The organism is Brassicibacter mesophilus (assembly GCF_050433385.1).
GTDB lineage: Bacteria > Bacillota > Clostridia > Tissierellales > Proteiniboraceae > Brassicibacter > Brassicibacter mesophilus.
Genome location: NZ_JBNPXI010000003.1, coordinates 1 through 25980 on the forward strand (window position 1 = coordinate 1; position 25980 = coordinate 25980).

The following is a 25980-nucleotide window of genomic DNA, read 5'->3' on the forward strand; positions in this document are numbered from 1 at the left end:
GATAATATATCCAGTAATAGTTTATAAGAAGCATATTTTTTTCTAAAAATAAATTGGTAAATTTATCTTGATGTAATTCTACTAGCACATCAGGTTACTTTATGAAATGGGATATGAATGTAATACCCAACAAGATCTAAACAATATTTTTAGTAAATCTACTAAACTACAAATACACAAGAGTAGAGAAATAAATCAAATGGTTAAAGAATATTTAGACCACTTGAACATAGAATATAGTTTTAAAACTTATGAAGTTGAAAAATCACATTTAAAAAAATTTTTTGAATTTCTAACTACAAATTTTCCTCAGATACAAAAAATAAGGGATTTAAATAACGATGTAGTGATTAAATTTATACAAACTCAAAAAGAAGTAATAAACATTCGAGGAACAAAAAATACTAATGCAACTATAAATCATAGGGTACAAGCACTTGAAAAAATGCTGAAATATCATAGGGATAATGGTAAATACCAGATACCAGATAATGTTACTACGAAATATGACTATCTTAGAGAACCTAAAAAATATCCTAAGTATGAATCAAAAGAAGAAATATTTCGTGTAATCATAGCTATTAAAGAAGCATTAAAAGACAAAAAATACGAAGAAGAATTTCAAGAACTATGTGTATTGCTAATACTTATAGATTCAGGAAGAAGAGTGCATGAAGTATTAACTTTAAAGTATAATTGCCTAAGAAAAGGCAGAGTTGTTTTTCATAAATGTAAGCATAGAAAAACAACTATACCTATAGTAGGCGAAACTACCCTTAATGCAATAAGAATAGCCAAAGAATATTCAAGAAAAATAAATAAGATGATATACTCAAAATATGATCAATTTAAAGTCAGAAGGTTATTTCCTAGTAAAAACACAAAAGGGCGTACTCTATTATCAAGGGATAGTGTTGATCAATTATTTAAGTTAATACAGATTGAAAATTCGATTGTAGATAATTCTGGAAAGCCAATGTATACATTACATGATAATAAAAGGAACTTTGTTACTAATTTGCTAGCGGCCAAAGTGACTCCTGAAGAAATAGCTCAATATTTAAATCAAAATACAAACAGTCTATTACCATATGAGGTAAATAATGAGTTTGCTATTACAACTTTAAAATCCGTTGAAGAACGAGGCTTGCTAATTGGAGAAAGTGATAGTAATCAAAAGTCAAATGAACAGAATCCCATTCTTGAATTAATACAAAATGTTGATATTGTAAGTAGACATAAAGAGAATTTACTTCATTCTATTAATAATACTAAAGATACAGTACCACTTTTTTTAGGTATATGTGTTGACAATACTAATGTAGAAGTATGTGGAGATTTGGTATGTATGGCTTGTGAAGAATACAGGACTGATAATATTGAAGAATTTGAGAAATATGCTATTAGATTATTTAGATTCATATATCAAAATAGAAGACATAATAGTACTAAAAAAATTGAAAATCAGTTATATAAAGCTTTGGAAAATATTTATTTGAATATAGAGAATACAAAAATCAAGGATTACGAAGTAAAGATAAAAAGATTAAAAAAAGAAGCAAGGAGAAGGGTTGAAAATGACAAAAGAGCTGAAGATGGTGCGAGTTAAAAAGGAATTAGTTGCAAATAGACTAGAAATTGTTGAGGCATCTTGCATAAAGCTAAGTGAAATTAATACAAAGATAACATATGAAAATATATCTAAAGAAACAAATATTCCTGAAAAGACCCTTCAAAGGGAGCCCTATGTAAGTGTAATAAGACAATATAGGAACAAAAGTAATAATATCATATATACAAATACAGAAGTTAAGGCTTTAAAGCAAAAATGTGAATATCAGAATTTAATAATTAGCAAACTTAGACAACAAATAAAAAGTCTTAACACTGAATTGTATAAATCAAGAAGATAATGGATAAAAAACTATAGGATATTCATGTACTAAACTTATAAAAGGAAGGTAAAACTGCTATGAATGAAAATACAAGGAATGCTAATAAAATTATTAATATAACAAATTATGCTCAAAATAAAAAATCGCTATAACTTAACTTTATATATGCTTATAGGAATCCCTTGTTCGGGCAAATCTACTTATGCTAAGAAAAAACATAGTAGTCTAAATGCTGAAATTGTCTCAAATGATGATATTAGAGTTGAATTAGAAGAAAATTTCAATTTTTCTTCACAAAATAATAAGAGAATATTTGAGAATATATATGACCGTATAGAAAACTCATTTATAGAAGGTAATAATGTAATATTTGATGCTAATAATACCAACAAGAAATTTAAGAAAAGATATATAAATTTATCTCATAAATGTGATGCGAAAATAATAGCAATAGCATTCAAAACATCTTTCCGCATTTGTGTTAAAAGAAATGAACAAAGAGAGCACAATAAAAAGGATTCCAATTGAGAGCTTGAAGTTTTACAATAGAACTAATTTGGATATCAAAATAGATGAAGGATTTGATGATGTTAAGTATATAAAATTTGACTTGTAAAAAATAATTATAATTCAAGAGTAACATTTTAAAACAAACTCAAAGTATATGATATACTATTAGAAAAAGAGGAATATGAATTCCTCTTTTTTGACGAAAAAAACGGATGTAGGTGGTATAAAATATGTTGAATGAACAGATGAAACGGGAGTTTTATGAATTAAGAGATAGAATAATTGAATCACAATATAATCATTTAAATAATATGCAAAGAGAAGCTGTACTTACTACTGATGGTCCAGTATTAGTTTTAGCTGGAGCAGGATCAGGCAAGACAACTGTATTAGTAAATAGAATTTCTCATTTAATTAGATTTGGAAATGTATATAATAGTGATTATGTCCCAAATGAGTTGCAATCAGAGGACTTGGAACTTATGAGGAGTTTCTTAAGTCAAGATACATCGGGTAAGACTAGAGTACTTACTCATAGAATAGCATATCTAATACAGGAAAAAGGAGTAATGCCGTATAGCATACTTGCCCTAACTTTCACAAACAAAGCCGCTAATGAAATGAAGGAAAGAATAGGAAGACTTGTAGAGAATGCTGTAGAAGATATATGGGCTGGAACTTTTCACTCAATATGTGTTAGAATACTCAGAAGAGAAATTGGAAAAGTAGGATATGAAAAAAACTTTATAATATATGATACAACTGATCAAAAAACACTTATTAAAGACTGTATAAAAGAGAAAAATTTAGATGAAAAAATGTATGATCCTAAATCAATGATTGGATTTATAAGCTCACAGAAGGATAAGTTAATTGACCCTGATACATATATAAATCAAAATTACAGTGATTTCAGGGAAAGACAAAAAGGTGAGATCTATAGTCTTTATCAAAAAAAGCTAAAACAAAATAATGCACTTGATTTTGACGATTTAATAGGAAAAACAGTTGAGCTTTTTATTAATAATGCTGATACTCTGGAATATTATCAAAATAGATTTAAATATGTTTTAGTAGATGAGTATCAGGATACAAACAGAGCACAGTATGAGCTGATTAGACTCTTATCTAAAAAACATAAGAATATCTGTGTCGTGGGAGATGATGACCAGTCAATTTATGGATGGAGAGGGGCAGACATAAGGAATATCCTCGATTTCGAGAAGGACTATCCATCTGCAACAGTTATAAAGCTTGAACAAAATTATCGTTCAACAAAAACTATCCTTGATGCAGCAAATCAAGTTATAGAAAACAACTGCGATAGGAAAAGCAAAAAACTTTGGACTGCAAATCAAGACGGTACTCCTTTGAAAGTGTATAGAGCATACAATGAACACGATGAGGCAAACTTTATAGTAGATAAAATAAATGAAATAAAAAAAGATGGTGAAAAAAATCTATATGATTTTGCTATCCTATACAGAACCAATGCTCAGTCACGTGTAGTTGAGGAAGCTTTTATGAAATCCAATATTCCTTATAAAATAGTTGGTGGGCATAAGTTCTATGACAGAAAAGAAATTAAGGACATTATAGCGTATTTGAGATTGATTCAAAATCCAGTAGACAATATAAGCTTCAAAAGAATAATAAACGTACCTAAGAGAGGAATAGGCAATACAACCTTAAATAAGCTTGAAGAATATAGTAGAGTAAAGGGAGAGAGCCTATACAGTATAATACTTGATGCTGAAGAAGTTCCTGGACTTTCCTATAGAGCAGTCAACAATCTGAAATCATTTGCTTCATTAATAGGAAAATTTATTGCCATGAAGGAAATACTTGGAGTAAAGGATTTAATAGAAAATATAATAGATTCAATAGGATATATAACTGAGCTTGAACAGGAAGATACAATAGAAGCTAGAGGAAGAATAGAGAATATACAAGAGTTTATTTCTGTAGCAATAAATTTTGAAGATACTAGTGAAGTGAAAAATTTAGAAGAGTTCTTAGCAAACATATCATTACTATCGGATATTGATAGAGTAGAAGACGGAGATAATGCAGTTACACTTATGACTCTTCATAGTGCAAAAGGTCTTGAATTTCCTGTTGTATTTATATGTGGGATGGAAGATGGACTATTTCCTACATCAAGAGGATTTACAAATGAAGAAGATATGGAGGAAGAAAGAAGACTTTGTTATGTAGGTATAACAAGAGCAAAAGAAGAACTTTATATGACATATGCCACTACACGTATGCTATATGGTAAAACTAGCTATAATAGTATTTCAAGGTTTATAAGAGAAGTACCTGAAGCTTTAGTAGAGAGCTGTAATGAAGATGACACAAAGGTTATTCCATTTAGTCAAAAAACTGATACAATAACACAGACTAATAAATATTTTACTGGATATACTTTTGAAAATACAAGAAAGCCTGAAAAAACTTCACTTACTGAACTTACTGATATTAGAACTGGAATGAAGATAGAGCATAAAACATGGGGAATAGGCACAGTAGTACAAGTGAGGGATGTGGAAAATGACAAGGAAATAACAATCGCTTTTAATAGTCAAGGAATAAAGAAGCTGATGCTTTCATTTGCACCTATTGAAGTAATATAGAGGAATGTTGAGGTGAAAATATGGATAAGATTGCTAGAATAAAAGAGCTTATTGTGATAATAAATGACCTTAATTATTACTACTATACATTAGATGATCCAAAGGTAAGCGACAAGGAATACGATGAATTTTATTATGAATTAGTACATCTTGAAAAGGAAACAGGTACAGTGTTTCCTGATTCTCCAACACAAAGAGTTGGTGGAGAACCATTGGCAAAATTTGAGAAACATAGGCATCTAGGAAGACTTTTAAGTTTAGATAAAGGACAGAGTATAGAAGAACTTAGAAGTTGGGATCAAAGAGTAAAGAAGCTTATAGAACAATACAATTTAGATCAACAAGATGTTCTACCTAGTCCAGAATATATTGTAGAGTATAAATTTGACGGACTTACAATAAATCTTACTTATAACAAAGGTAAACTAGTTCAAGGAACTACGAGAGGAAACGGTGTAATCGGAGAAGCTATTTTGCCGCAACTAAAGACAATAAAGTCAATACCATTATCCATAGAATACGATGGTATTTTAGAAATACAAGGAGAAGGGCTAATGCCGTTATCTTCATTAGAGGAATACAATAAAAGGGCCGATGAACCTCTTAAAAATGCAAGAAATGCAGCAGCAGGAGCTCTAAGAAATCTAGATCCTAAGATTACTGCCGACAGGAAATTAATTGCTTATTTTTACAACATAGGGTACTCCGAGGGAAAACAATTCGAAACTCATGTGCAAATGATTGATTTTTTAAAGAAAAATAGGCTGCCAATTAATGACTATTTTAAGAAATTTAACAATATAGAGCAGGTAATAGAAGAGATAGAAAGAGTAAAGGAAACTAGAAAAGAGCTAGATGTGCTTACTGATGGATTAGTTATAAAAATAAATGATATGAAAACAAGAGAGGCTTTAGGATATACTCAGAAGTTTCCAAGATGGGCTATTGCATTTAAATTTGAGGCTGAGGAAGCTACAACAAAGCTGCATGAAATAGAATGGAATGTAGGAAGGACAGGAAAAGTAACTCCTACTGCATTACTTGATCCTATTGATATAGGCGGAGTAACAGTAAAAAGAGCAACACTTAACAACTGGGATGATATACAGAGAAAAAAAGTTTCTATAGGCTGTAAGGTATGGATAAGAAGATCAAATGACGTCATACCTGAAATAATGGGAACCGTAGATGATAACTGTGATAATTCGGTAGAAGAGATAATAAAGCCAACTCATTGCCCAGCATGCGATAGTGAGCTGGTACAGGAAGGAGTTCATATGTTCTGCCCAAACTCACTTTCGTGTAAGCCTCAGCTAGTATCACGACTAGTACACTTTGCAAGTAGAGATGCAATGAATATAGAAGGATTCAGCGAAAAAACAGCTGAGCAGCTATTTGAGGAACTAAATCTTAAAGACATTCCACAGCTTTATGAGCTTAAGTTTGAAGACTTAATAAAACTAGATAGATTTGGACACAAAAAGGCACAGAATCTTTTAGATGCTATTGAAAAAAGTAAAAAATGTTCTCTTAGTGCGTTTATTTATGCTTTAGGCATTCCAAACGTAGGGAAGAAGACCGCAGGAGACCTTGCAGATACTTTTATGTCTCTTGACAATTTAAAGAAAGCAGAATATGAACAGCTTGTATCAATTCAGGATATTGGAGACATAGTAGCAAGAAGCATAATTGAGTTTTTTAATGATGAAAAGATAACAAGCAGTATTGATAAGCTTTTAAGTGAAGGTATAAAACCAGAATATGACCATAGTGAAGTAAAAGAAGATACAGTGTTTTCAGGAAAAACTGTTGTTATAACTGGGTCGTTAGAAGGATTAAGCAGAACTGAAGCTTCGGAAATAGTTAAAAAACTTGGAGGCAAGGTCTCAGGTAGCGTAAGCAAGAAAACAGACTATGTAATAGTTGGAGAAGATGCTGGTTCAAAGGCTGATAAAGCTAATGAGTTAGGTATAAAAATAATTGATGGGAATGAGTTTAATAAAATAATTCAAAAAGAAGGATTATAATAAAATAAAAAAGATGGGAAAAATATAATCCCATCTTTTTTATTTAATAGTTAACATATTTCATTGTTAAAAATGAAACTTTCAAAAAAAATCTTGCATTTTGTATACTAAAGAGCTTACAATAGACGTTATATTGTATCACTTAATTAATAAAAATTGTACTATTATATACAAAAATAATGTCTAAATATGTTATATTATATAAACTATGGATACTGAATTGTTAAGAACAATTAATTGATAACAAATAAATTGTCACATTAATTGATATTTATAAAGTGTAAGATAATCTGGTATTTTGTTTGACTATGTTATTACTAACGATTTTATGGAGTATTATTGAACAATTTGACATAAAAGATAAGCATTTTTATTCGCAATTATTACGTTTTGTTAACAATTTATTAAAATTTATTTAATTGCAAAATGGCTTGAAATCAGGTATCATATAAAAGAATAGTTATAAATTTCTGACAATTGGTTCAAAATTTTACTTACTTCAATAGTTGTATTAAGCTATTAAAATTACTATCAAGCCAAAAAATAATATGCTTTTCAATGAACAGTACCAGTTCTTCATGTCTTATCTTATTTACTTGGATTATTTAAAACATTAGACTTGTCTAGTCACTTCAGTGTACTGTTGTTTTTTTAACTTTTTTTGATAGGTTTTTATTTAGTACTGTTTTATGTAAATTTATTTTTTAAATATTACCTATAAGGAAAGGGGGAGATATAGTATACTTATATGTTCAAACTGTCTTAATATGTAATTAAATCTAATGGAGGTGTGGTTATGTTAAGGTATACTTTAAAAAGAGGACTGATAGCCTTAATTACTATATGGGTTATCATCACGATTACTTTTTTCTTAATGCACTCAATTCCTGGTGATCCATTCACAAGCGAAAAAAGAATACCACCAGAAATTATGGAAAACTTAAAGAAAAAATATGGACTAGATCAGCCACTTATTGTTCAATATGGTAAATACCTACAAAACCTTTTAAGAGGTGACTTAGGGGATTCTATGAAATACAAGACTAGAACAGTTAATGAAATGTTAGCTACTAGTTTTCCAGTATCAGCTAAGCTTGGATTATGGTCAGTAGGACTAGGTGCGGGCTTAGGAATTTTATTCGGCATTATAGCGGCTTTAAATAGAGGTAAGACGTTTGACTATTTTGTTATTGTACTAGCAGTTATAGGAGTTTCAGTTCCTAACTTCGTGTTTGCAGCACTATTCCAATATTGGTTTGCAGCAAAATTAGGTTGGTTCCCAGTTGCAAGATGGGGCACAGCTATACACTATGTTTTACCTGTGTCAGCACTTGGCTTTGGAATGATTGCCTATATAGCAAGAATGATGAGAACAAGTATGCTTGATGTATTAGGACAAGACTATGTAAGAACTGCAAAGGCTAAAGGACTTTCTAGAGCAGTTGTTACTTGGAAACATACTATAAGAAATGCTATATTACCAATTGTAACTATACTTGGTGTAATGATAGCCGGAGTTGTAGTTGGTTCATTCGTTGTTGAGTCAATATTCGCGGTTCCAGGAATGGGTAAATATTATGTCCAAAGTATTAAGCAAAATGACTATACTTTAATTTTAGGAACAACAATATTCTATGCGATAATACTTGTTATAATGATGTATATCATAGACCTATTCTATGGAGTAGTAGACCCAAGAATCAGATTAGATTAAAAGGAGGTTAAATTGATGGCACAGGTTGATTTTAATAAAGACATGTTTCAGATTGTCGGTAAAGATATCGAAAAATCCGAAAAAATAGTAAGACCTAGCTTGACTTATTGGGCAGACGCGTGGAGAAGACTTAAAGAAAATAAACTTGCTATTGTATCCTTGATTGTATTAATTTTAGTTGTAGCAATGGCTTTCATAGGACCAACTCTTCGTCCTTTTGATTATGCAAAGCAAGACTTTATGGTTATAAATAAGAGTCCTGATTCTGTACACTGGTTTGGTACTGATGCACTTGGCAGAGATGTATTTGTTAGATGTTGGGAAGGTGCAAAAGTATCGCTGTTTATAGGACTTGTTTCTGCAGTAATAAATGTTACTATAGGAATTATTTACGGTGGAGTATCTGGTTATCTCGGTGGATATGTTGATATTATATTAATGCGTATTGTAGAGATTATCTATTCTATACCACAGTTACTATGGGTTATTCTTCTTATGATAGTTATGGGTCCCGGGCTTTCGACTATCATAGTGGCTATATCTATATCCGGATGGGGTGGTATGGCTCGTTTAGTTAGAGGTCAAGTGCTACAGTTAAAGGAGATGGAATTTGTTCTTGCTGCAAAGACTCTAGGAGCAGACACTGCAAGAATTATTGGTCAACATCTAATTCCTAATGCAATGGGACCAATAATAATCAACTTAACATTCCAAGTTCCTGGTGCGATATTTACTGAAGCTTTTTTAAGCTATATAGGTCTTGGTATTCCTGCACCTCTCGCAAGTTGGGGTACATTAGCAAATGAAGGTACTTTAATGCTTTTAATTCACCCATATCAATTGTTATTCCCAGCATTATTAATTAGTGTAACAATGCTTGCGTTCAATTTATTAGGTGACGGTCTAAGAGATTCACTAGACCCAAGACTTAGAAAGTAAGGGGGGCAAAAAAAGTGGAAAAAAATAATATTTTATTAGATGTTAAGGATTTAACTGTATCATTTGACACCTATGCAGGAGAGGTTCAAGCAGTTAGAGGAACAACTTTTCATGTAAACAAGGGTGAAACTTTAGCTATAGTTGGAGAGTCAGGCTGCGGAAAATCTGTTACAGCACAAACAGTAATGCAGCTTATACCGATGCCTCCAGGAAAAATAAAAAAAGGTTCCGTTATGTTCAATGGAAAAGACCTTGCTAAACTTACAGATAGACAAATGGAAGCTGTTCGTGGTAAGGAAATAAGTATGATATTCCAAGATCCTATGACATCCCTTAACCCAACCATGAGAATTGGTAAGCAAATAATGGAAGGTCTTATAAAGCATCAAAAAATGAACAAATCAGAAGCGAAAGAAAGAGCTATAGAGATGCTCAAGCTTGTTGGTATGCCAACACCTGAAAAACGTGTTGAGCAATATCCGCATGAATTTAGTGGTGGTATGAGACAAAGAGCGATGATAGCTATAGCACTTGCATGTAATCCAAAACTATTAATAGCTGACGAGCCTACTACAGCTCTTGATGTTACTATTCAGGCTCAAATTATGGATCTTATGAAGGATTTACAACGTAAACTAAATACTTCAATAATACTAATAACTCATGACCTTGGAGTTGTTGCTGATGTTGCTGACAGAGTAGTTGTTATGTATGCTGGAGTTATTATAGAGTCTGGTACTCTTGATGAAATATTCTATAAGCCTCAACATCCATATACTTGGGGATTATTAAAATCTGTACCTAGATTGGATACAAAAGAAGATGAAAGATTGTTGCCAATAGATGGTACACCACCAGACTTATTTGCACCTCCAAAAGGATGTCCTTTTGCAGCTAGATGTGATTATGCAATGCCAGTATGTAGGGATAATTATCCTGAGAAGTCACAGTTAAGTGATACTCATCATGTTCACTGCTGGTTACAACATGAAATGGCTCCAAAAGTTGAAAACCCTACAGCTAAGGGAGGGAGATAGTGATGACTGATAACAGAAAGACTTTAATCGAAGTACGTAACCTAAAAAAACACTTTAATGTTGGAAGAGGATTAACACTAAAAGCAGTTGACGGAATTAATCTAAGCATAAAAGAAGGAGAAACTGTAGGACTAGTTGGAGAATCAGGTTGCGGTAAATCTACAACAGGTAGAACAATAATCAGATTGTATGATGCTACCGAAGGTGACGTTATTTTCGAAGGTATGAATGTTCATCAATTAAATAAAAAAGAATTAAAGAATTTTACTAGAAAAGCCCAAATGATATTCCAAGATCCATATGCTTCGTTAAATCCTAGAATGACAGTTACTGATATTATAGGTGAAGGTATTGATATACATGGATTATATAAAGGAAAAGAAAGACAAAAAAGAATATATGACTTATTAGAACTTGTTGGATTAAGTAGAGAGCATGCTAGTAGATACCCACATGAGTTTAGTGGTGGTCAAAGACAACGTATAGGAATCGCAAGAGCTCTTGCAATTGAACCAAAACTTATAGTATGTGATGAGCCTATATCAGCACTTGATGTTTCAATACAAGCACAGGTTGTAAATCTTCTTGAAGATTTACAAAAAGAGTTTAATTTAACTTATTTATTTATAGCTCATGACTTGAGTATGGTTAAGCATATTTCAGATAGAATAGCTGTTATGTATCTAGGTGCAATAGTTGAGTTAACAAGTAGTAACGAACTTTATGATAATCCATTGCATCCATACACTCAGGCTCTATTATCTGCTGTACCTATACCAGATCCTGAGGTAGAGAGAAAGAGACAAAGAATAATGCTAGAGGGGGATGTTCCAAGTCCAATAAATCCACCTCCAGGATGCAAATTCCAAGGAAGATGTAGACTGGTTCAGCCTATATGTAAAGAAAAAGCACCAGAATTAAGAGAGGTTTGTCCAGGTCACTCAGTCGCATGTCATATGGTAAAATAGGCACTACTATGTATCTATTTTACTCATAATAAAAAATCAAAGGAGGAATATCAAAATGAAAATGAGCAAATGGATAGTGTTAATGCTAGTAGTTGTTATGGTTTTAACACTAGGATTAGCTGGTTGTGGTAAAAATGAGCCGGCTCCAACAGGAACAAATGATGACAATGCTTCACAAGGTGAAGAACAATTAGCAGAAGAGCAAGTATTAAGAGTAAACTGGCAACAAGATCCACCAGATTTAGACCCACAAACTACGACAGACCAGGTATCTTTCTGGATTATAAACGCTGTATATGAAGGTCTTGTAAGACTTCAGCCAGACGGAAGTATCCAAAAAGGTTCTGGTATGGCAGAAGATTGGGAAATAAGCGAAGATGGATTAACATATACATTTAAGCTTAGAGATGCAAAATGGTCAGATGGAACTCCAGTAACTGCACATGATTTTGAGTATGCTTGGAAAAGAGCAATAGACCCAGAAGTTGCATCTGAATATGCATATCAGTTCTATCACATAAAAAATGCAGAAGCATATAACACTAAAGAAATTACAGACGTAAACGAAGTTGGTGTTAAAGCTTTAGATGAGAAGACATTACAAGTTGAACTTGTAAGACCAACACCATTCTTCTTAAGCTTAACTTCATTCATTTCTTATATACCAGCTCAAAAAGCAGCTGTAGAAAAATTTGGTGCGGAATTTGCATCAGCTCCTGACAAAATGGTTTATTGTGGACCGTTTATGGTAGATGAATGGACAAGAGAGCAAAGCTTAAGTCTAGTTAAAAATCCTAGCTACTGGGATGCAGAAGCAGTTAAGCTTGAAAGAATCGAAGGAGATATGATTACAGATAACAATACAAAAATCAATCTTTATGAAACTGGAGAACTTGATACTACAGCTGTTCCTGCAGAATTCATGGGAAAATATAAAGATACTCCTGAATTTGAATCATTAGCAGAAGCTTCTACTTGGTATTTACAATTTAACATGGTTGATAAATATTTCAGCAACATAAATATAAGAAAAGCATTTGCTTATGCAACAGATAGAAAATCATATGTTGATAACGTATTAGCAGATGGTTCATTAGTACCTGGTGGATTAACTCCTGAATTAATTCCAGGTAAAGGTGGTAAAGAGTTTGCTGAAAATAGAGGTGAATTATTACCAGAATTTGATGTAGCAAAAGCTAAGGAACATTTTGAAAAAGGTCTTTCAGAACTAGGAATTACTAAAGAGGAATTTGAAAAGCATGCATTCCTATTAACAGGTGACAGCACTTGGTGGAATAGAACAGGTCAAGCAATGCAACAAATGTGGAAAGAAAACTTAGGCGTAGAGTTAAGAATAGAAGCAGTATCATTTGCACTTCGTCTAGAAAGATATAACAACAAAGATTACTGTATAAGTATAGCTGGTTGGAATGGAGACTATAACGACCCAATGACATTCATGGATTTATTTGTAACAAATGGTGGAAATAACGATGCATACTATTCTAATCCAGAATTTGATGCTCTAATTAAGAAGGCTAATGAAGAAACTGGAGATACAAGAATAGATGCAATGATAGAAGGGGAAAAAATGTTAGCTGAAGACATGCCAATATTCCCTATATTTAGCCCTGCAAGAGTATTTGTTCAAAAAGATTATGTTAAAGGTATAGCAAGATTCCCAGTTGGTTGTGATACTGAATATAAATGGGCTTATGTTTTAAAGCATTAATATAGAATAATAAAAAATGACGGTTAAGTTAACCGTCATTTTTTATTGCATGAAAATAATATGTGAAAGTATTAAATTATTTGAAATTTAAGTAGATTCATAATATTAAAAAAATGTAACGAAAATGTTGCGTTTTCTTAATTTGATTATGAAGGAAATGAAAGATAAATAGCAAATTAATATATTATTAAGAAATATCTGACATAAAAGGGGGGACATAAAAAAGTATTCTTTTAACAAAAACTTTTATCAAAAAAATAAAAGGGGGATTTATAAATGAAAACTAAAAAATGGATAACATTATTTTTAGCAGTTGTTATGGTATTATCGCTTGGCTTGGCAGGTTGTACTAAAGATACTCCAACTGACCCAGCACAAACAACACAAGATGATCAACAACAACAAACTACAGAAAATACGGGAGAGGTTTTAGCAGATGAACAGGTTTTAAGAATAAATTTAGCTCAAGATCCACCAGACTTAGACCCACAAACAACAACAGACCAAGTTTCTTTCTGGATTGTAAACTCAGTATATGAAGGTCTAGTAAGACAGCTTCCAGATGGAAGTATCCAAAAAGGTTCTGGTTTGGCAGAAGATTGGGAAATAAGTGAAGATGGATTAACATACACATTTAAGATTAGAAATGCAAACTGGTCAGATGGAACTCCAGTAACTGCACATGATTTTGAATATGCTTGGAAAAGATCAATAGACCCAGAAGTTGCAGCAGAATATGCATACCAGTTCTATCACATAAAAAATGCAGAAGCATATAATACTAAAGAAATTACAGATGTAAATGAAGTTGGTGTTAAAGCTTTAGATGAAAAGACATTACAAGTTGAACTTGAAAGACCAACACCATTCTTCTTAAGTTTAACTTCATTCATTTCTTATATACCAGCTCAAAAAGCAGCTGTAGAAAAATTCGGTGAAGAATTTGCATCAGCTCCTGATAAGATGGTTTATAGCGGACCGTTTATGGTAGATGAGTGGACAAGAGAACAAAAGCTTATAATGGTTAAAAACCCAAATTATTGGGATGCAGAAGCAGTTAAGCTTGAAAGAATTGAAGGAGATATGATTACAGATAACAATACAAGAATCAATCTTTATGAAACTGGAGAACTTGATACTACAGGTGTTCCTTCAGAATTCATGGAAAAATACAAAGATACTCCTGAGTTTGAATCATTAGCTCAAGCTTCTACTTGGTTCTTACAGTTTAATATGGAAGATAAATATTTCAGTAACATAAATATCAGAAAAGCATTTGCACTTGCAACAGACAAGAAATCATATGTTGATAATGTTCTAAATGACGGCTCAATAGTAGCAGAAGGCTTTACACCAGGATTATTACCAGGAAAAGATGGTAAGGAGTTTGTTGAAAATCGTGGTAACGTATTAAGTGAATATGAATTTGATGCAGCAAAAGCTAAGGAATACTTTGAAAAAGGTCTTTCAGAACTAGGAATCACTAAAGAGCAATTCCAAGAGCATGCATTCTTACTAACAGGAGACAGCACTTGGTGGAATAGAACAGGTCAAGCAATACAACAAATGTGGAAAGATACCCTAGGTGTAGAATTAAGAATAGAAGCAGTATCATTTGCTCTTCGTCTAGAAAGATACAACAATAAGGACTATACCGTAAGTATAGCAGGATGGTTAGGAGATTATAATGATCCAATGACATACATGGATTGGCCTGTAACAGATGGTGGAAATAATGACACATATTATTCTAATCCAGAATTTGATGCTTTAATTAAGAAAGCTACAATAGGTCAAGGTGATGAAAGAATAGATGCAATGGTTGAAGCTGAAAAAGTATTAGCAAAAGATTTACCATTATTCCCTATATTCCATGATGCAAGAGTATTTATACAGAAATCATATGTTAAAGGTATAGCAAGATTCCCAGTTGGTTGTGATACTGAGTGGAAATGGGCTTATATTCTTAAACATTAAGATGAAATAAGAATACAGCGGTTATTTACCGCTGTATTTTTATTTAGACACAAATATTAATATAAAAATATAAATTAGCAGTAAAAGACATGGTAAAAAAATTATTTCTTTTATTGCTAATTTGCATTTTTTGTTTTTAAAGCTAATAAAAAATGTTAAAACTATGTAAAATAGTACAACCTAGGTTTATAAACGGCTTAAGAACATTGTAGATAATATTGGCTTGACAAAATATTAAATTTTCTTTATACTTTAATTAATGTTAAGTAACATCATTAACAAAATGTAATAAATTATATACAAACTATTAATATTTTAATCCATCTTTGCATAGTTAGTTCAGCAATAAAATTATATTATTCTAGCAATAAGGTGGGTGCAATATTTTGTGGTTGTAGGAGGTTTATTACATTCAAAAACTAGTATTAAAGGGGGAAGATTTAAAAAATGAAAATGAAGAAGTGGATAGTATTAACACTAGTATTTGTGATGGTATTATCATTGGGGTTATCTGGTTGTAAAAAGCAGGAGCCTGAACCAACAGGAACAGAAGAGCCAGGGCAAACAGAAACAGAACAACCTGTTGAGCAAACAGGTGAGCAATTAGCGGATGATCAATTGCTAAAAATTAACCTTGGTGCAGATCCACCAGATTTAGATCCACAAACTACAACAGACCAAGTATCTTTCTGGATTATAAACGCTGTATATGAAGGTCTTGTAAGACTTCAGCCAGACGGAAGTATCCAAAAAGGTTCTGGTATGGCAGAAGATTGGGAAATAAGTGAAGACGGTTTAACATACACATTTAAGCTTAGAGATGCAAACTGGTCAGATGGAACTCCAGTAACTGCACATGATTTTGAGTATGCTTGGAAAAGAGCAATAGATCCAGCTGTTGCAGCAGAATATGCATATCAGTTCTATCACATAAAGAATGCAGAAGCATATAACACTGAAGAAATTAAAGATGTAAACGAAGTTGGTATCAAAGCTTTAGACGAGAAGACATTACAAGTTGAACTTGTAAGACCAACACCATTCTTCTTAAGCTTAACTTCATTCATTACTTATATACCAGCTCAAAAAGCAGCTGTAGAAAAATTCGGTGAAGAATTTGCATCAGCTCCGGATAAAATGGTATTTAGCGGACCATTCATGATAGATGAATGGACAAGAGAGCAGAAACTTGTAATGGTTAAAAACTCTAGCTACTGGGATGCAGAAGCAGTTAAGCTTGAAAGAATCGAAGGAGATATGATTACAGATAACAATACAAAAATCAATCTTTATGAAACTGGAGAACTTGATACAACAGCTGTTCCTTCAGAATTCATGGAAAAATACAAAGATACTCCTGAGTTTGAATCATTAGCAGAAGCTACAACTTGGTACTTACAATTTAACATGGTTGATAAATATTTTAGTAATGAAAATATAAGAAAAGCATTTGCTTATGCAACAGATAGAAAATCATATGTTGAGAATGTATTAGCAGACGGTTCTATAGTACCTGGTGGATTAACTCCTGGACTAATCCCAGGTAAAGGTGGTAAAGAGTTTGCTGAAAATAGAGGTAATGTATTGCCAGAATTTGATGCAGCAAAAGCTAAGGAATACTTTGAAAAAGGTCTTTCAGAACTAGGAATCACTAAAGAGCAATTCCAAGAGCATGCATTCTTACTAACAGGAGACAGCACTTGGTGGAATAGAACAGGTCAAGCAATGCAACAAATGTGGAAAGAAAACCTAGGCGTAGAGTTAAGAATAGAAGCAGTATCATTTGCACTTCGTCTAGAAAGATATAACAACAAAGATTACTGTATAAGTATAGCTGGTTGGGGTGGAGACTACAACGACCCAATGACATTTATGGATTTATTTGTAACAAATGGTGGAAACAACGATGCATATTATTCTAATCCAGAATTTGATGCTCTAATTAAGAAAGCTACTGAAGAAACTGGAGATGCAAGAATAGATGCAATGGTTGAAGGCGAAAAGATATTAGCTAAAGAAATGCCAATATTCCCAATTTTCCATCCAGCAAGAGTATTTATTCAAAGAGATTATGTTAAAGGTATAGCAAGATTCCCAGTTGGTTGTGACACTGAGTGGAAATGGGCTTATGTTTTAAAACACTAATCTGAAATAGAAAGACAGCGGTGAAATCACCGCTGTTTTTTATTGTGCAAATTATTCTATGAAGTATATTTATATTTACAATGCCCAATAATATCTATTAAATCCTTTAGGAGAAAGTTATGTCTGTTTTTTTGTTATCAATACTATTATTTTTACATTTAAAATAAGGACAATTACTTAAAGTATTTCCCAAGGAATTAGTGATATGATTTAGAGTACACACTCCATCTGATTCATGTATGCATTTTTCAGAGCAATTAATGGTCAATATGATATACACCTCCTGCTATGTAGTATTTTAAATATTGTAAGTTAAAGATAAAACTATTTTAACCTAAGGATAAATATTTTATAACACATAAGAAACTATATACTTTTTGGATTTAGTTTTATAATAAAATGTGCTATTCTAGTAGATAGGAATAATTATAATTAAGACAGAATAGGAGATGATTTGGTGCTATACCCGGATTATACGGAAACAGGATATGTATACCATATTGCTCCAATAACAGACTTAGATAAAATACTTAAAGAAGGAATAAAGTATGACGACAAAAATACATATCTATCAAAGTATCTAAAATTCCATAAGCATATAGATTTACATAAACCAGATTATATTCCAGATTGGGTGATTAGAGAAAAAGCTATATTTTCAAGCATGAATTTTCATGACAGTCACTGTTGGCATTCACATACAGTTATTATGGCTATCAAGGTCAATCCTTATAAATGTTGGATTGCAAACGAAAATTTAGCAAATAAACTATACGAACCATTTATATTAAAAGATACTATAGGGTTTAGTTGCGCATGTGATTATCTTAAACTTAATGAAGAGTCAATATTAAGGAATTATTGGGATACTTCATTAAGCTTCATTGATAATCTAGAAACAAGAAAAGATAAGGAAGAAGGATATGATGCAGAAGTCTTAATATTTCATGATATTAGATTTGAGGATATAAAGCCACTATTTATAGTTTCTGACCATCATATAATGTCTATAGAACAATGGAAAGAGTTTTTTTCAAGGGGGACTAACAATGGAAATAGGTAAACTACCAAACGACACATTAGAAAAAATTGTTTTGTCAAATATAAAAAAAAGAAGAGAAGAAGTTATAGTTCGTGCTGGAATAGGTGAAGATTGTGCTGTACTAGATTTTGGAGAATATAGTTGTGTAGTATCTACTGATCCAATAACTGGTGCAACGAAAAACATAGGTAGTTTAGCAATACATATATCTTGCAATGATGTAGCTTCAAATGGAGCTGACCCTATAGGTGTTTTAATGACAATTCTTGCGCCACCTGATACCACAGAGCATGATATTGAATTAATTATGAAAGAGGCTGGAGAAGCAGCAGAAAAAATAAATGTCGAAATAATAGGTGGTCATACAGAAATAACAGACGCTGTAAACAGAGTAGTGATTTCAACTACTGTAATAGGAAGACAATTAAAAGAAAATACTCTAGCGTCAAAAGATATAAAAATAGGAGACAAGGTGTTAATAACAAAGTCAGCAGCTATTGAAGGAACATCAATTATTGCAAATGAGCTTTCAGATATGTTAGAGGGGAAAATAGATCATTTATTACTAAAATCAGCTAAGGAACTAGGTAGTGATATTAGTGTAATAATGGAGGGAAGAATATGCAGTAAGATAGGAGTTTCTTACATGCATGATATTACCGAAGGTGGTGTACTTGGGGCTGCTTGGGAGGCGTCAAGAGCAATAGGAAAAGGGATACTTATAGATGTATCTATGGTACCTATTGAAGAATCAACACGTAAAATATGTGAATTTCTAGACATCAATCCCTTAAGACTTATATCAAGTGGAAGTATGATGATAATTGCACCTTATGAAAAGATAGATATTATACAAAAAGAATTGCTCCATAATAATATAAGCTCCTCAGTTATTGGGGAAATAACTGAGGAAGGTATACTGATGAAAGAAAATGGACAAGTAATTCCTATTAATCCTCCTGGTAGTGATGAATTATATAAAGTAATATAAAATTAGTGTAAAGTCTGAACAATGTTATTCAGACTTTTTGCTTTATTAAAAGATTATTACAAAACTCTAAATCGATTGACATAATATTTTGAACAATGATATATATAGTATATACTAAGGAAATTTGTAAAGCTGTGTAGATTTCTGTTGTATTGATATTATGTTAATGGAAGCAATGTGTATTAGAGATTAGGAGGTATAGGATGAAAAGAGTAGTAGCATTATTTATGGTAGTTTTCATGTTGGTAGGAATAACAGCAGGTGTTTTAGCAGAATCACAGCAATTATATGTCAGAATCAATATAGATAATGGATATATTAATGCTAGAAGAGCGAACTTATTATTTAATGGACAAAAAGTAGACTCGGATGTACCTCCAATCATATATAACGATAGAACATTAGTACCAATTAGATTTGTTGCAAATTACTTAGATGCAGAGGTAGACTGGGATCAACAGAAGAAAGAAGTTTCAATTAAAACTTCAAGTCAGGACATATTATTAACTATAAATAGCTCATCGGTATTGATTAATGAAACAAAAAAACAGATACCGTATGGAGTACCAGCAAAATTAGTTAATGATTCGAGAACAATGGTTCCACTAAGATTTGTGTCTGAAATACTAGGATGTAAAGTGGATTGGGATCAAGATACGAGAACTGGAATGATAGAGACTGTTGAGCATGAGGTAACAGGAATATCAGTTAAAGACTCAACGGGGCAAATGTCCAAAATTGTAGTAAATACGACTGGAATAGTTCAACATAGCGCAATGTATTTACAGGATCCATATAGACTTGTTATAGACATACATAATAGTAAGTTAAATATTGCAGATAAGAATATAATGGATTCAGACGGAACAGCAAATATTGAAGTAGATAAATATCCAATAAAAAGAGTAAGAGCTTCTCAGTTCTCTAATGATCCTAATATCACAAGACTTGTAATTGATCTAGATATGCTGATGGGATATGACATAAAAGCTTCGGATGACGGGAAATCACTTGTAATTACTTTTACAAACATGGTAAAAGATATCGATGTAGAAAGAAATGATGGCAGAGAGGGTATTGTAATAAATAATTCTAATACTCCACAATATAATATACTCAGATTAACTAGTCCAGATAGGATAGTTGTCGATCTGCTAAATTCAACATTAGAAAATGAGAATGACGTTTTTGATATTAAGACTGATTTTGTCAAAGGTATAAGAGTATCACAGTTCAAGCCTGATGCATTATATAATAAGGACGATAAGATAGTAAGAGTTGTACTTGATATAGACGAGACAGCTAAAAGGCCTAATCTAATGACCGAAGTGGTTGATAATAAAATAGTTCTTTATGCAGATGATAAAAGCTTCGATAATATTACATATCAAAATGATGATAAAGATGGAGGCTACATTAACATAAAAGCAGAAGAGGAGACAAAATTTGTTACAAACTATGATGAAAATAAGAGAACATTAGAGATTAAAGTTGATGAAGATGAAGTAGATATTAAAAATGGTTTGATGGTTGTAAAGGATGATAAAATAAATACTATAACCGTAGATGATGACGGAAGCTTCAAGACAATACTTGTGAGCTTTAAATCAAATGTAAATATTACAGCAGAACCAAATTCATCAAATGATGAGTTAAATATAATTTTTAATGCTTTACAGCCAAAGTATAGTGACAAGTTAATTGTTATTGATGCAGGTCATGGAGGAAAAGATCCTGGTACCATAGGAATCACAACAAAAGTTAAGGAAAAAGATTTAAATCTAAAAGTCGCACTAAAGCTTAATCAGAAGCTTAAGGAGCTCGGGTTTAATACAATAATGACAAGAGATAGTGATGAATTTGTAGATTTGTATGAGAGAGCTAATATTGCTAACAGAAATAATGCAGATTTGTTTATTAGTGTTCATTTTAATGCTAATGATAACAGGGATATTAGTGGAGTACAGACTCTTTATTGTCCTGCATATGATAGTGAAGTGAAGGAACAGGATAATTTTCCTTTAGCTAAAGCTATACAAGATGAATTATTAAAAGGATTAAATAATGTAGACAAGGGAATTATTAAAAGACCAGGACTCGTTGTAATTAGAGAAACAAAGATGGTAGCTGCACTAGCAGAACTAGGGTTTGTAACAAATCCTGCTGAAGAAAAGAAGGTTATTACGGATGAATATCAGGAAAAAGCAGCTCAATCACTTGCTAATGGAATAATGAGATATTTTGACGAAAATGTATTTAATAAGTAAAAGACAGATTTTTTATCTGTCTTCTTCTTTTTTTGCATTTTGTTAAAAGTGAAATTTAGTATATTATATATAATAATCATATTCATTAGGAGGTCAAACTGTATGGAATTAGTTTTGGGATATCTATTTATTTTTGGAGCAAGAATCTTAGATGTTTCTATGTCAACTGTTAGAATGCTTATGATAGTTCAAGGAAGAAGAGTTTATGCAGCTATAATTGGATTTTTCGAAGTGATAATTTATATTACAGCTTTAGGGAAAGTTGTAAATGGACTTAGTAACCCTGGAAATTTATTAGCATATGCTTTAGGTTTTGCATGTGGTAACTATATAGGTATTTTTATAGAAGAAAAAATTGCACTTGGTAATCTTACGGCACAAGTAGTACTAAACGGCAATATTGATGAAGTTGTGGATGAGCTCAGAGGGAAAGGTTACGGAGTCACAGTTATAGAAGGCTTGGGCAAGAATGGAATAAGAAGAATTTTAAATATTACTCTAAAAAGAAAAGATCTGAATAATTTGCATGAAATATTAAAAAGCTTAGATAATGAAGCATTTATAACAGTAAGTAATACAAAACATATTAGTGGAGGATATTTTTCAACAATCAAAAAGAAATAGAAACTAAACAAAATAATCATAGTCTCCCTTTATGGCTAATATAATTAAATAAATAGGTATTAGTAAAAGGGGGGTAATTGATGTATATTAAAAAATTAATAATAGTTGTACTAATATTTGCTTTAGGACTAAGCCTATATGGTTGTGGAGCAATAGAGACGATGAAGGGTCTAGTATCAAAAGATGAACCGGATGTGAAAATAATAAGAAGTGATGAAGACGAGATAAATACAACTGAAGACTCCGATTTAAGGGACACAGTATTGTATTATCAGAATGAAAATGGATATCTTGTTCCTGTTAAAAGGCAAATTCCATGGGAAGAAGGTATTGCAAAAGCAGCACTTAGAAATATGATGGATACCCCTGTCATAAGAGAAGACATAGGTATAATCGGGCTTAAACCTTTGTTACCTGCAGGAACTGAAATAATTGGTATGTCAATCAATCAAGATACAGGTGTTTGTAAGCTTGACTTTAATGAGCAAGTAATGGATTGTCAGTCCAAAAAGGAAGAGGAGAATCTAGTAAAAGGAGTAGTATATACATTAACAGAGTTTCCAAATATCCAGGAAGTCCAGATTATTATTGATGGAAAAGTTGTATCAGAAATGAGGCATGGAACTAAAATAAAAGAACCATTAAAGAGAGAAGATATTAATGTGGTTGATAGTTCAGCACAAGGAAGCTCAAAGATAATGGTATATTATAAGGGAACAAGTAATGGTGAATACGAATATTATGTACCAGTAACTGTTCCAACATCAGCACCTAATGCTAATGTTCTTACAGCACTTGAAGAATTGTTTAATGGTGCTCCTGAACTGTCAGGTCTTTACTCTGATATACCTAACGGAGTAGTGTTACAAGGAGTTGAAGTGGATAATGGTATAGCCTATGTTGATGTGCAATTGGAAGATGAAGATATAATATCGGACCAAGCTACGTTTGATAATATGTCTAAAAATATTGGATTAACATTAAATCAATTCTCTGATATAAGTTATGTTGAAGTATTGATTGATGGTCAAACTTTGGAAGAAGCTGGACTAGATTTGACGAACCAAGATACAGTTCCAGTATTTGCAAATGAATATTAAACTAATCACTAGAAAATAAAGTGCACCCCAAATGTTAGATAAAAATCTAATGTTTGGAGGTGCTTTTTTATACTTAAAATCCTAGAAAAAATATTAAAGTTTTGTTATTATAATGATGAGTAAGGAAACAATAATATTATTATTACCATTCAAAATAAATTAGTGAGGCGATTTTTGTGAACAGAATAGACGGAAGACAAAATGATGAAATAAGAAATGTAAAAATAACAAGAAATTATTTAAAGCACCCCCATGGCTCAGTTCTTATAGAAATGGGGCAAACGAAAGTTATATGCACTGCGATGGTAGATGATAGAGTTCCACCATTTCTTAAAGGAACTGGATCAGGATGGGTAACTGCAGAATATTCTATGATACCAGGCTCAACGATTACTAGAAAGGTAAGAGATGCTAGTAGAGGAAAAATAGAAGGAAGATCACATGAGATTCAAAGGTTAATAGGTAGAGCTTTAAGATCAGTTGTTTCTTTAGAAGAGCTAGGAGAAAGAACAGTATGGATAGATTGTGATGTAATACAAGCCGATGGAGGTACAAGAACAGCTTCAATAACAGGAGCATTTGTGGCTTTAGTAGATGCATTAGGAAAGCTACTTAATGATGGACTGATATCTCACATGCCTGTTAGAAACTTTTTATCTGCAATTAGCGTAGGGATAGTACATGAAAACAGACTTTTAGACTTATGTTATGCTGAAGACTCTAATGCTAAGGTTGACATGAATATAGTGATGACAGATAAAGGTGAGTTTGTAGAACTTCAAGGAACAGGAGAAGAATCTCCATTTTCAATTGATGACTTAAATGAGCTAATAAGACTTGGTCAGAAAGGAAACAATGAACTAATCAAGTTGCAGAAAGAAGCACTAGGAGAATTAAGTGTTCTTGTCGGAAAACGGAACTCAAATGGGGGAGAGTGAAATAATGTACAATAATAACATAGTACTTTCAAGTGGAAATATACATAAAATAAAAGAGATAAAAGAAATATTAACAGGAATTCCAGTAAATATACTTTCGAAGGATGATGTAGGATTAAAGGAACTAGATGTTATTGAAGACGGTGATACTTTAGAAGAGAACGCTGTAAAGAAAGCAAGGGAAATATCTAAAAAAGTTGACGCAATAGTTATAGCTGATGATACTGGTTTATTTGTTGATAAGCTAAATGGCGAGCCAGGGGTGTATTCTTCCAGATACAGTGGTGAAAATGCCACATACCAGGATAACAATAACAAGCTTTTAAAGGAGCTTGAAGGGGTACCTATGGAGGAGAGAACGGCAAAATTTAGAACAGTAATTGCTATAGTTTTAGAAGATAAGTCTATCAAGACTGTCGTTGGAGAATGCAGTGGAAAAATAGCATACAAGCCTAAAGGAGAAAATGGTTTTGGCTATGATCCATTGTTTATAGTAGATGAATACAATAAAACATTTGCTGAGCTTGGGGATGAAGTCAAAAACCAAATAAGTCATAGAGCAAATGCACTAAAAAACCTTAGAGTAGAGCTAGAGAATATATTTAAGGGAGATATAAAGTGAAAATTGCAGTAATAAGCGATACTCACGGAAATATAGAGCCATGTATAAATATATTAAAAGATATTGATAATATAGATTTGATTATTCATTTGGGAGATAATACAAATGATGCTAAAGATATAGCTGATATTTTACAAATAGAAACTATAGCAGTAAAAGGCAATTGCGATTTTTATGATAACAGTTCTCCAGATGAAAAAATAATTGACGTAGATAATAAAAAAATATTTATAACTCATGGTCATAAATACCGTGTAAAATCAGACTTGAACAGTATATATTATAGAGGTAAGGAGATAAATGCAGATATAGTTTTATTTGGGCATAGCCATAATCCTATACTAGTTAAATACGATGATATTCTTTTTATGAATCCAGGAAGTGGGTCTCTCCCTAGAGCAGGAAGTAAAAAAAGTATTGGACTAATTGAAATCAATGATATGGTTGATGCACAAATATTAAAATTGAAATAAATGAGAAATATATATTGTAAAAAAGTACCGCCGCAAAAAGTGTTGACATTGGTTATATTCTTTGCTATAATCTATTATTGTCAGCAATAGAAAGTGACTGCTGAATAATGATAGATATGCACCTGTAGCTCAGTAGGATAGAGCAACGGACTTCTAATCCGTGTGTCAGGGGTTCGATTCCTCTCAGGTGCACCATTAATGGTGGGTATAGCTCAGTTGGTTAGAGCGCCAGATTGTGGCTCTGGAGGCCATGGGTTCGAATCCCATTATCCACCCCATTAAAATATATGATCTATTAGCTCAGTCGGCATAAGCAGAGAGCCAAAACATGTTTTTAGTTTTG

The 25980-nt window shown here is 32.1% G+C and carries 20 protein-coding genes and 2 tRNA genes; all 22 read left to right on the plus strand.

Annotated elements, in window-relative coordinates:
• Nucleotides 1-199 precede the first annotated feature (199 nt).
• Nucleotides 200-1609: a tyrosine-type recombinase/integrase gene (locus HNR33_RS04920; protein ID WP_429080732.1), complete on the plus strand. Its 1410-nt coding sequence runs from the start codon at nucleotides 200-202 to the stop codon at nucleotides 1607-1609.
• A complete protein-coding gene (locus HNR33_RS04925) occupies nucleotides 1578-1913 on the plus strand; it encodes a hypothetical protein (RefSeq protein ID WP_429080734.1) in 336 nt (111 codons plus the stop codon). Before HNR33_RS04920 ends, HNR33_RS04925 begins: the two co-directional genes overlap by 32 nt.
• 108 nt (nucleotides 1914-2021) lie before the next feature.
• Complete coding sequence (locus tag HNR33_RS04930) at nucleotides 2022-2423, plus strand: AAA family ATPase (RefSeq protein WP_429080736.1); 402 nt, start codon at nucleotides 2022-2024, stop codon at nucleotides 2421-2423.
• Nucleotides 2424-2635: 212 nt separating this feature from the next.
• On the plus strand, nucleotides 2636-5041 hold the full coding sequence (pcrA, locus tag HNR33_RS04935; protein ID WP_429080738.1) for a DNA helicase PcrA: 2406 nt from the start codon (nucleotides 2636-2638) through the stop codon (nucleotides 5039-5041).
• A gap of 20 nt (nucleotides 5042-5061) precedes the next feature.
• Nucleotides 5062-7068, plus strand: a complete 2007-nt coding sequence (gene ligA / locus HNR33_RS04940; protein WP_429080740.1) for an NAD-dependent DNA ligase LigA — start codon at nucleotides 5062-5064, stop codon at nucleotides 7066-7068.
• A gap of 796 nt (nucleotides 7069-7864) precedes the next feature.
• Nucleotides 7865-8782: an ABC transporter permease gene (locus HNR33_RS04945; protein WP_429080741.1), complete on the plus strand. Its 918-nt coding sequence runs from the start codon at nucleotides 7865-7867 to the stop codon at nucleotides 8780-8782.
• Nucleotides 8783-8797: 15 nt separating this feature from the next.
• Nucleotides 8798-9721, plus strand: a complete 924-nt coding sequence (locus HNR33_RS04950) for an ABC transporter permease (RefSeq protein WP_429080744.1) — start codon at nucleotides 8798-8800, stop codon at nucleotides 9719-9721.
• Nucleotides 9722-9735: 14 nt separating this feature from the next.
• Complete coding sequence (locus tag HNR33_RS04955) at nucleotides 9736-10758, plus strand: ABC transporter ATP-binding protein (RefSeq protein ID WP_429080746.1); 1023 nt, start codon at nucleotides 9736-9738, stop codon at nucleotides 10756-10758.
• A gap of 2 nt (nucleotides 10759-10760) precedes the next feature.
• Nucleotides 10761-11726 carry an ABC transporter ATP-binding protein gene (locus HNR33_RS04960; protein ID WP_429080749.1) on the plus strand — a complete coding sequence of 322 codons (966 nt, stop codon included), beginning with the start codon at nucleotides 10761-10763 and terminating at the stop codon, nucleotides 11724-11726.
• A 55-nt stretch (nucleotides 11727-11781) separates the two neighbouring features.
• Nucleotides 11782-13458, plus strand: a complete 1677-nt coding sequence (locus tag HNR33_RS04965) for a peptide ABC transporter substrate-binding protein (protein WP_429080751.1) — start codon at nucleotides 11782-11784, stop codon at nucleotides 13456-13458.
• Between the two features lie 276 nt (nucleotides 13459-13734).
• Entirely contained in the window at nucleotides 13735-15435 is a 1701-nt protein-coding gene (locus HNR33_RS04970) for a peptide ABC transporter substrate-binding protein (protein WP_429080753.1), read from the plus strand.
• Nucleotides 15436-15882: 447 nt separating this feature from the next.
• Nucleotides 15883-17580, plus strand: a complete 1698-nt coding sequence (locus HNR33_RS04975) for a peptide ABC transporter substrate-binding protein (RefSeq protein WP_429080755.1) — start codon at nucleotides 15883-15885, stop codon at nucleotides 17578-17580.
• Between the two features lie 457 nt (nucleotides 17581-18037).
• Entirely contained in the window at nucleotides 18038-18643 is a 606-nt protein-coding gene (locus tag HNR33_RS04980; RefSeq protein ID WP_429080757.1) for a hypothetical protein, read from the plus strand.
• Nucleotides 18630-19613: an AIR synthase family protein gene (locus HNR33_RS04985; protein ID WP_429080759.1), complete on the plus strand. Its 984-nt coding sequence runs from the start codon at nucleotides 18630-18632 to the stop codon at nucleotides 19611-19613. Before HNR33_RS04980 ends, HNR33_RS04985 begins: the two co-directional genes overlap by 14 nt.
• Before the next feature lie 203 nt (nucleotides 19614-19816).
• Complete coding sequence (locus HNR33_RS04990) at nucleotides 19817-21880, plus strand: N-acetylmuramoyl-L-alanine amidase family protein (RefSeq protein ID WP_429080761.1); 2064 nt, start codon at nucleotides 19817-19819, stop codon at nucleotides 21878-21880.
• Nucleotides 21881-21982: 102 nt separating this feature from the next.
• Nucleotides 21983-22504, plus strand: a complete 522-nt coding sequence (locus tag HNR33_RS04995; protein ID WP_429080763.1) for a DUF2179 domain-containing protein — start codon at nucleotides 21983-21985, stop codon at nucleotides 22502-22504.
• An 80-nt stretch (nucleotides 22505-22584) separates the two neighbouring features.
• Nucleotides 22585-23604, plus strand: coding sequence for a GerMN domain-containing protein (locus tag HNR33_RS05000; protein WP_429080766.1), 1020 nt, complete (start codon nucleotides 22585-22587; stop codon nucleotides 23602-23604).
• Between the two features lie 176 nt (nucleotides 23605-23780).
• A complete protein-coding gene (rph, locus tag HNR33_RS05005) occupies nucleotides 23781-24542 on the plus strand; it encodes a ribonuclease PH (protein ID WP_429080769.1) in 762 nt (253 codons plus the stop codon).
• Between the two features lie 4 nt (nucleotides 24543-24546).
• Nucleotides 24547-25164 carry an XTP/dITP diphosphatase gene (locus HNR33_RS05010; RefSeq protein WP_429080770.1) on the plus strand — a complete coding sequence of 206 codons (618 nt, stop codon included), beginning with the start codon at nucleotides 24547-24549 and terminating at the stop codon, nucleotides 25162-25164.
• Nucleotides 25161-25637 (plus strand): metallophosphoesterase family protein, encoded by a 477-nt coding sequence (locus tag HNR33_RS05015; RefSeq protein WP_429080773.1) that lies wholly within the window; start codon nucleotides 25161-25163, stop codon nucleotides 25635-25637. The genes HNR33_RS05010 and HNR33_RS05015 overlap by 4 nt, the downstream gene beginning before the upstream one ends.
• Before the next feature lie 118 nt (nucleotides 25638-25755).
• Nucleotides 25756-25832, plus strand: a tRNA-Arg gene (locus HNR33_RS05020).
• A 6-nt stretch (nucleotides 25833-25838) separates the two neighbouring features.
• Nucleotides 25839-25915: transfer RNA gene (locus HNR33_RS05025), tRNA-His, on the plus strand.
• Nucleotides 25916-25980 lie beyond the last annotated feature (65 nt).

What these genes read in the sequence shown, in the direction of transcription:
- HNR33_RS05010 (WP_429080770.1), top strand. Translation starts at nt 24,547, where the DNA reads ATGTACAATAATAACATAGTACTTTCAAGTGGAAATATACATAAAATA.
- HNR33_RS04985 (WP_429080759.1), top strand. Translation starts at nt 18,630, where the DNA reads ATGGAAATAGGTAAACTACCAAACGACACATTAGAAAAAATTGTTTTG.
- HNR33_RS04945 (WP_429080741.1), top strand. Translation starts at nt 7,865, where the DNA reads ATGTTAAGGTATACTTTAAAAAGAGGACTGATAGCCTTAATTACTATA.
- HNR33_RS04965 (WP_429080751.1), top strand. Translation starts at nt 11,782, where the DNA reads ATGAAAATGAGCAAATGGATAGTGTTAATGCTAGTAGTTGTTATGGTT.
- HNR33_RS04990 (WP_429080761.1), top strand. Translation starts at nt 19,817, where the DNA reads ATGAAAAGAGTAGTAGCATTATTTATGGTAGTTTTCATGTTGGTAGGA.
- HNR33_RS04995 (WP_429080763.1), top strand. Translation starts at nt 21,983, where the DNA reads ATGGAATTAGTTTTGGGATATCTATTTATTTTTGGAGCAAGAATCTTA.
- HNR33_RS04925 (WP_429080734.1), top strand. Translation starts at nt 1,578, where the DNA reads ATGACAAAAGAGCTGAAGATGGTGCGAGTTAAAAAGGAATTAGTTGCA.
- HNR33_RS04920 (WP_429080732.1), top strand. Translation starts at nt 200, where the DNA reads ATGGTTAAAGAATATTTAGACCACTTGAACATAGAATATAGTTTTAAA.
- HNR33_RS04960 (WP_429080749.1), top strand. Translation starts at nt 10,761, where the DNA reads ATGACTGATAACAGAAAGACTTTAATCGAAGTACGTAACCTAAAAAAA.
- HNR33_RS04970 (WP_429080753.1), top strand. Translation starts at nt 13,735, where the DNA reads ATGAAAACTAAAAAATGGATAACATTATTTTTAGCAGTTGTTATGGTA.
- HNR33_RS05000 (WP_429080766.1), top strand. Translation starts at nt 22,585, where the DNA reads ATGTATATTAAAAAATTAATAATAGTTGTACTAATATTTGCTTTAGGA.
- HNR33_RS04975 (WP_429080755.1), top strand. Translation starts at nt 15,883, where the DNA reads ATGAAAATGAAGAAGTGGATAGTATTAACACTAGTATTTGTGATGGTA.
- pcrA (WP_429080738.1), top strand. Translation starts at nt 2,636, where the DNA reads ATGTTGAATGAACAGATGAAACGGGAGTTTTATGAATTAAGAGATAGA.
- ligA (WP_429080740.1), top strand. Translation starts at nt 5,062, where the DNA reads ATGGATAAGATTGCTAGAATAAAAGAGCTTATTGTGATAATAAATGAC.
- HNR33_RS04950 (WP_429080744.1), top strand. Translation starts at nt 8,798, where the DNA reads ATGGCACAGGTTGATTTTAATAAAGACATGTTTCAGATTGTCGGTAAA.
- HNR33_RS04930 (WP_429080736.1), top strand. Translation starts at nt 2,022, where the DNA reads ATGCTCAAAATAAAAAATCGCTATAACTTAACTTTATATATGCTTATA.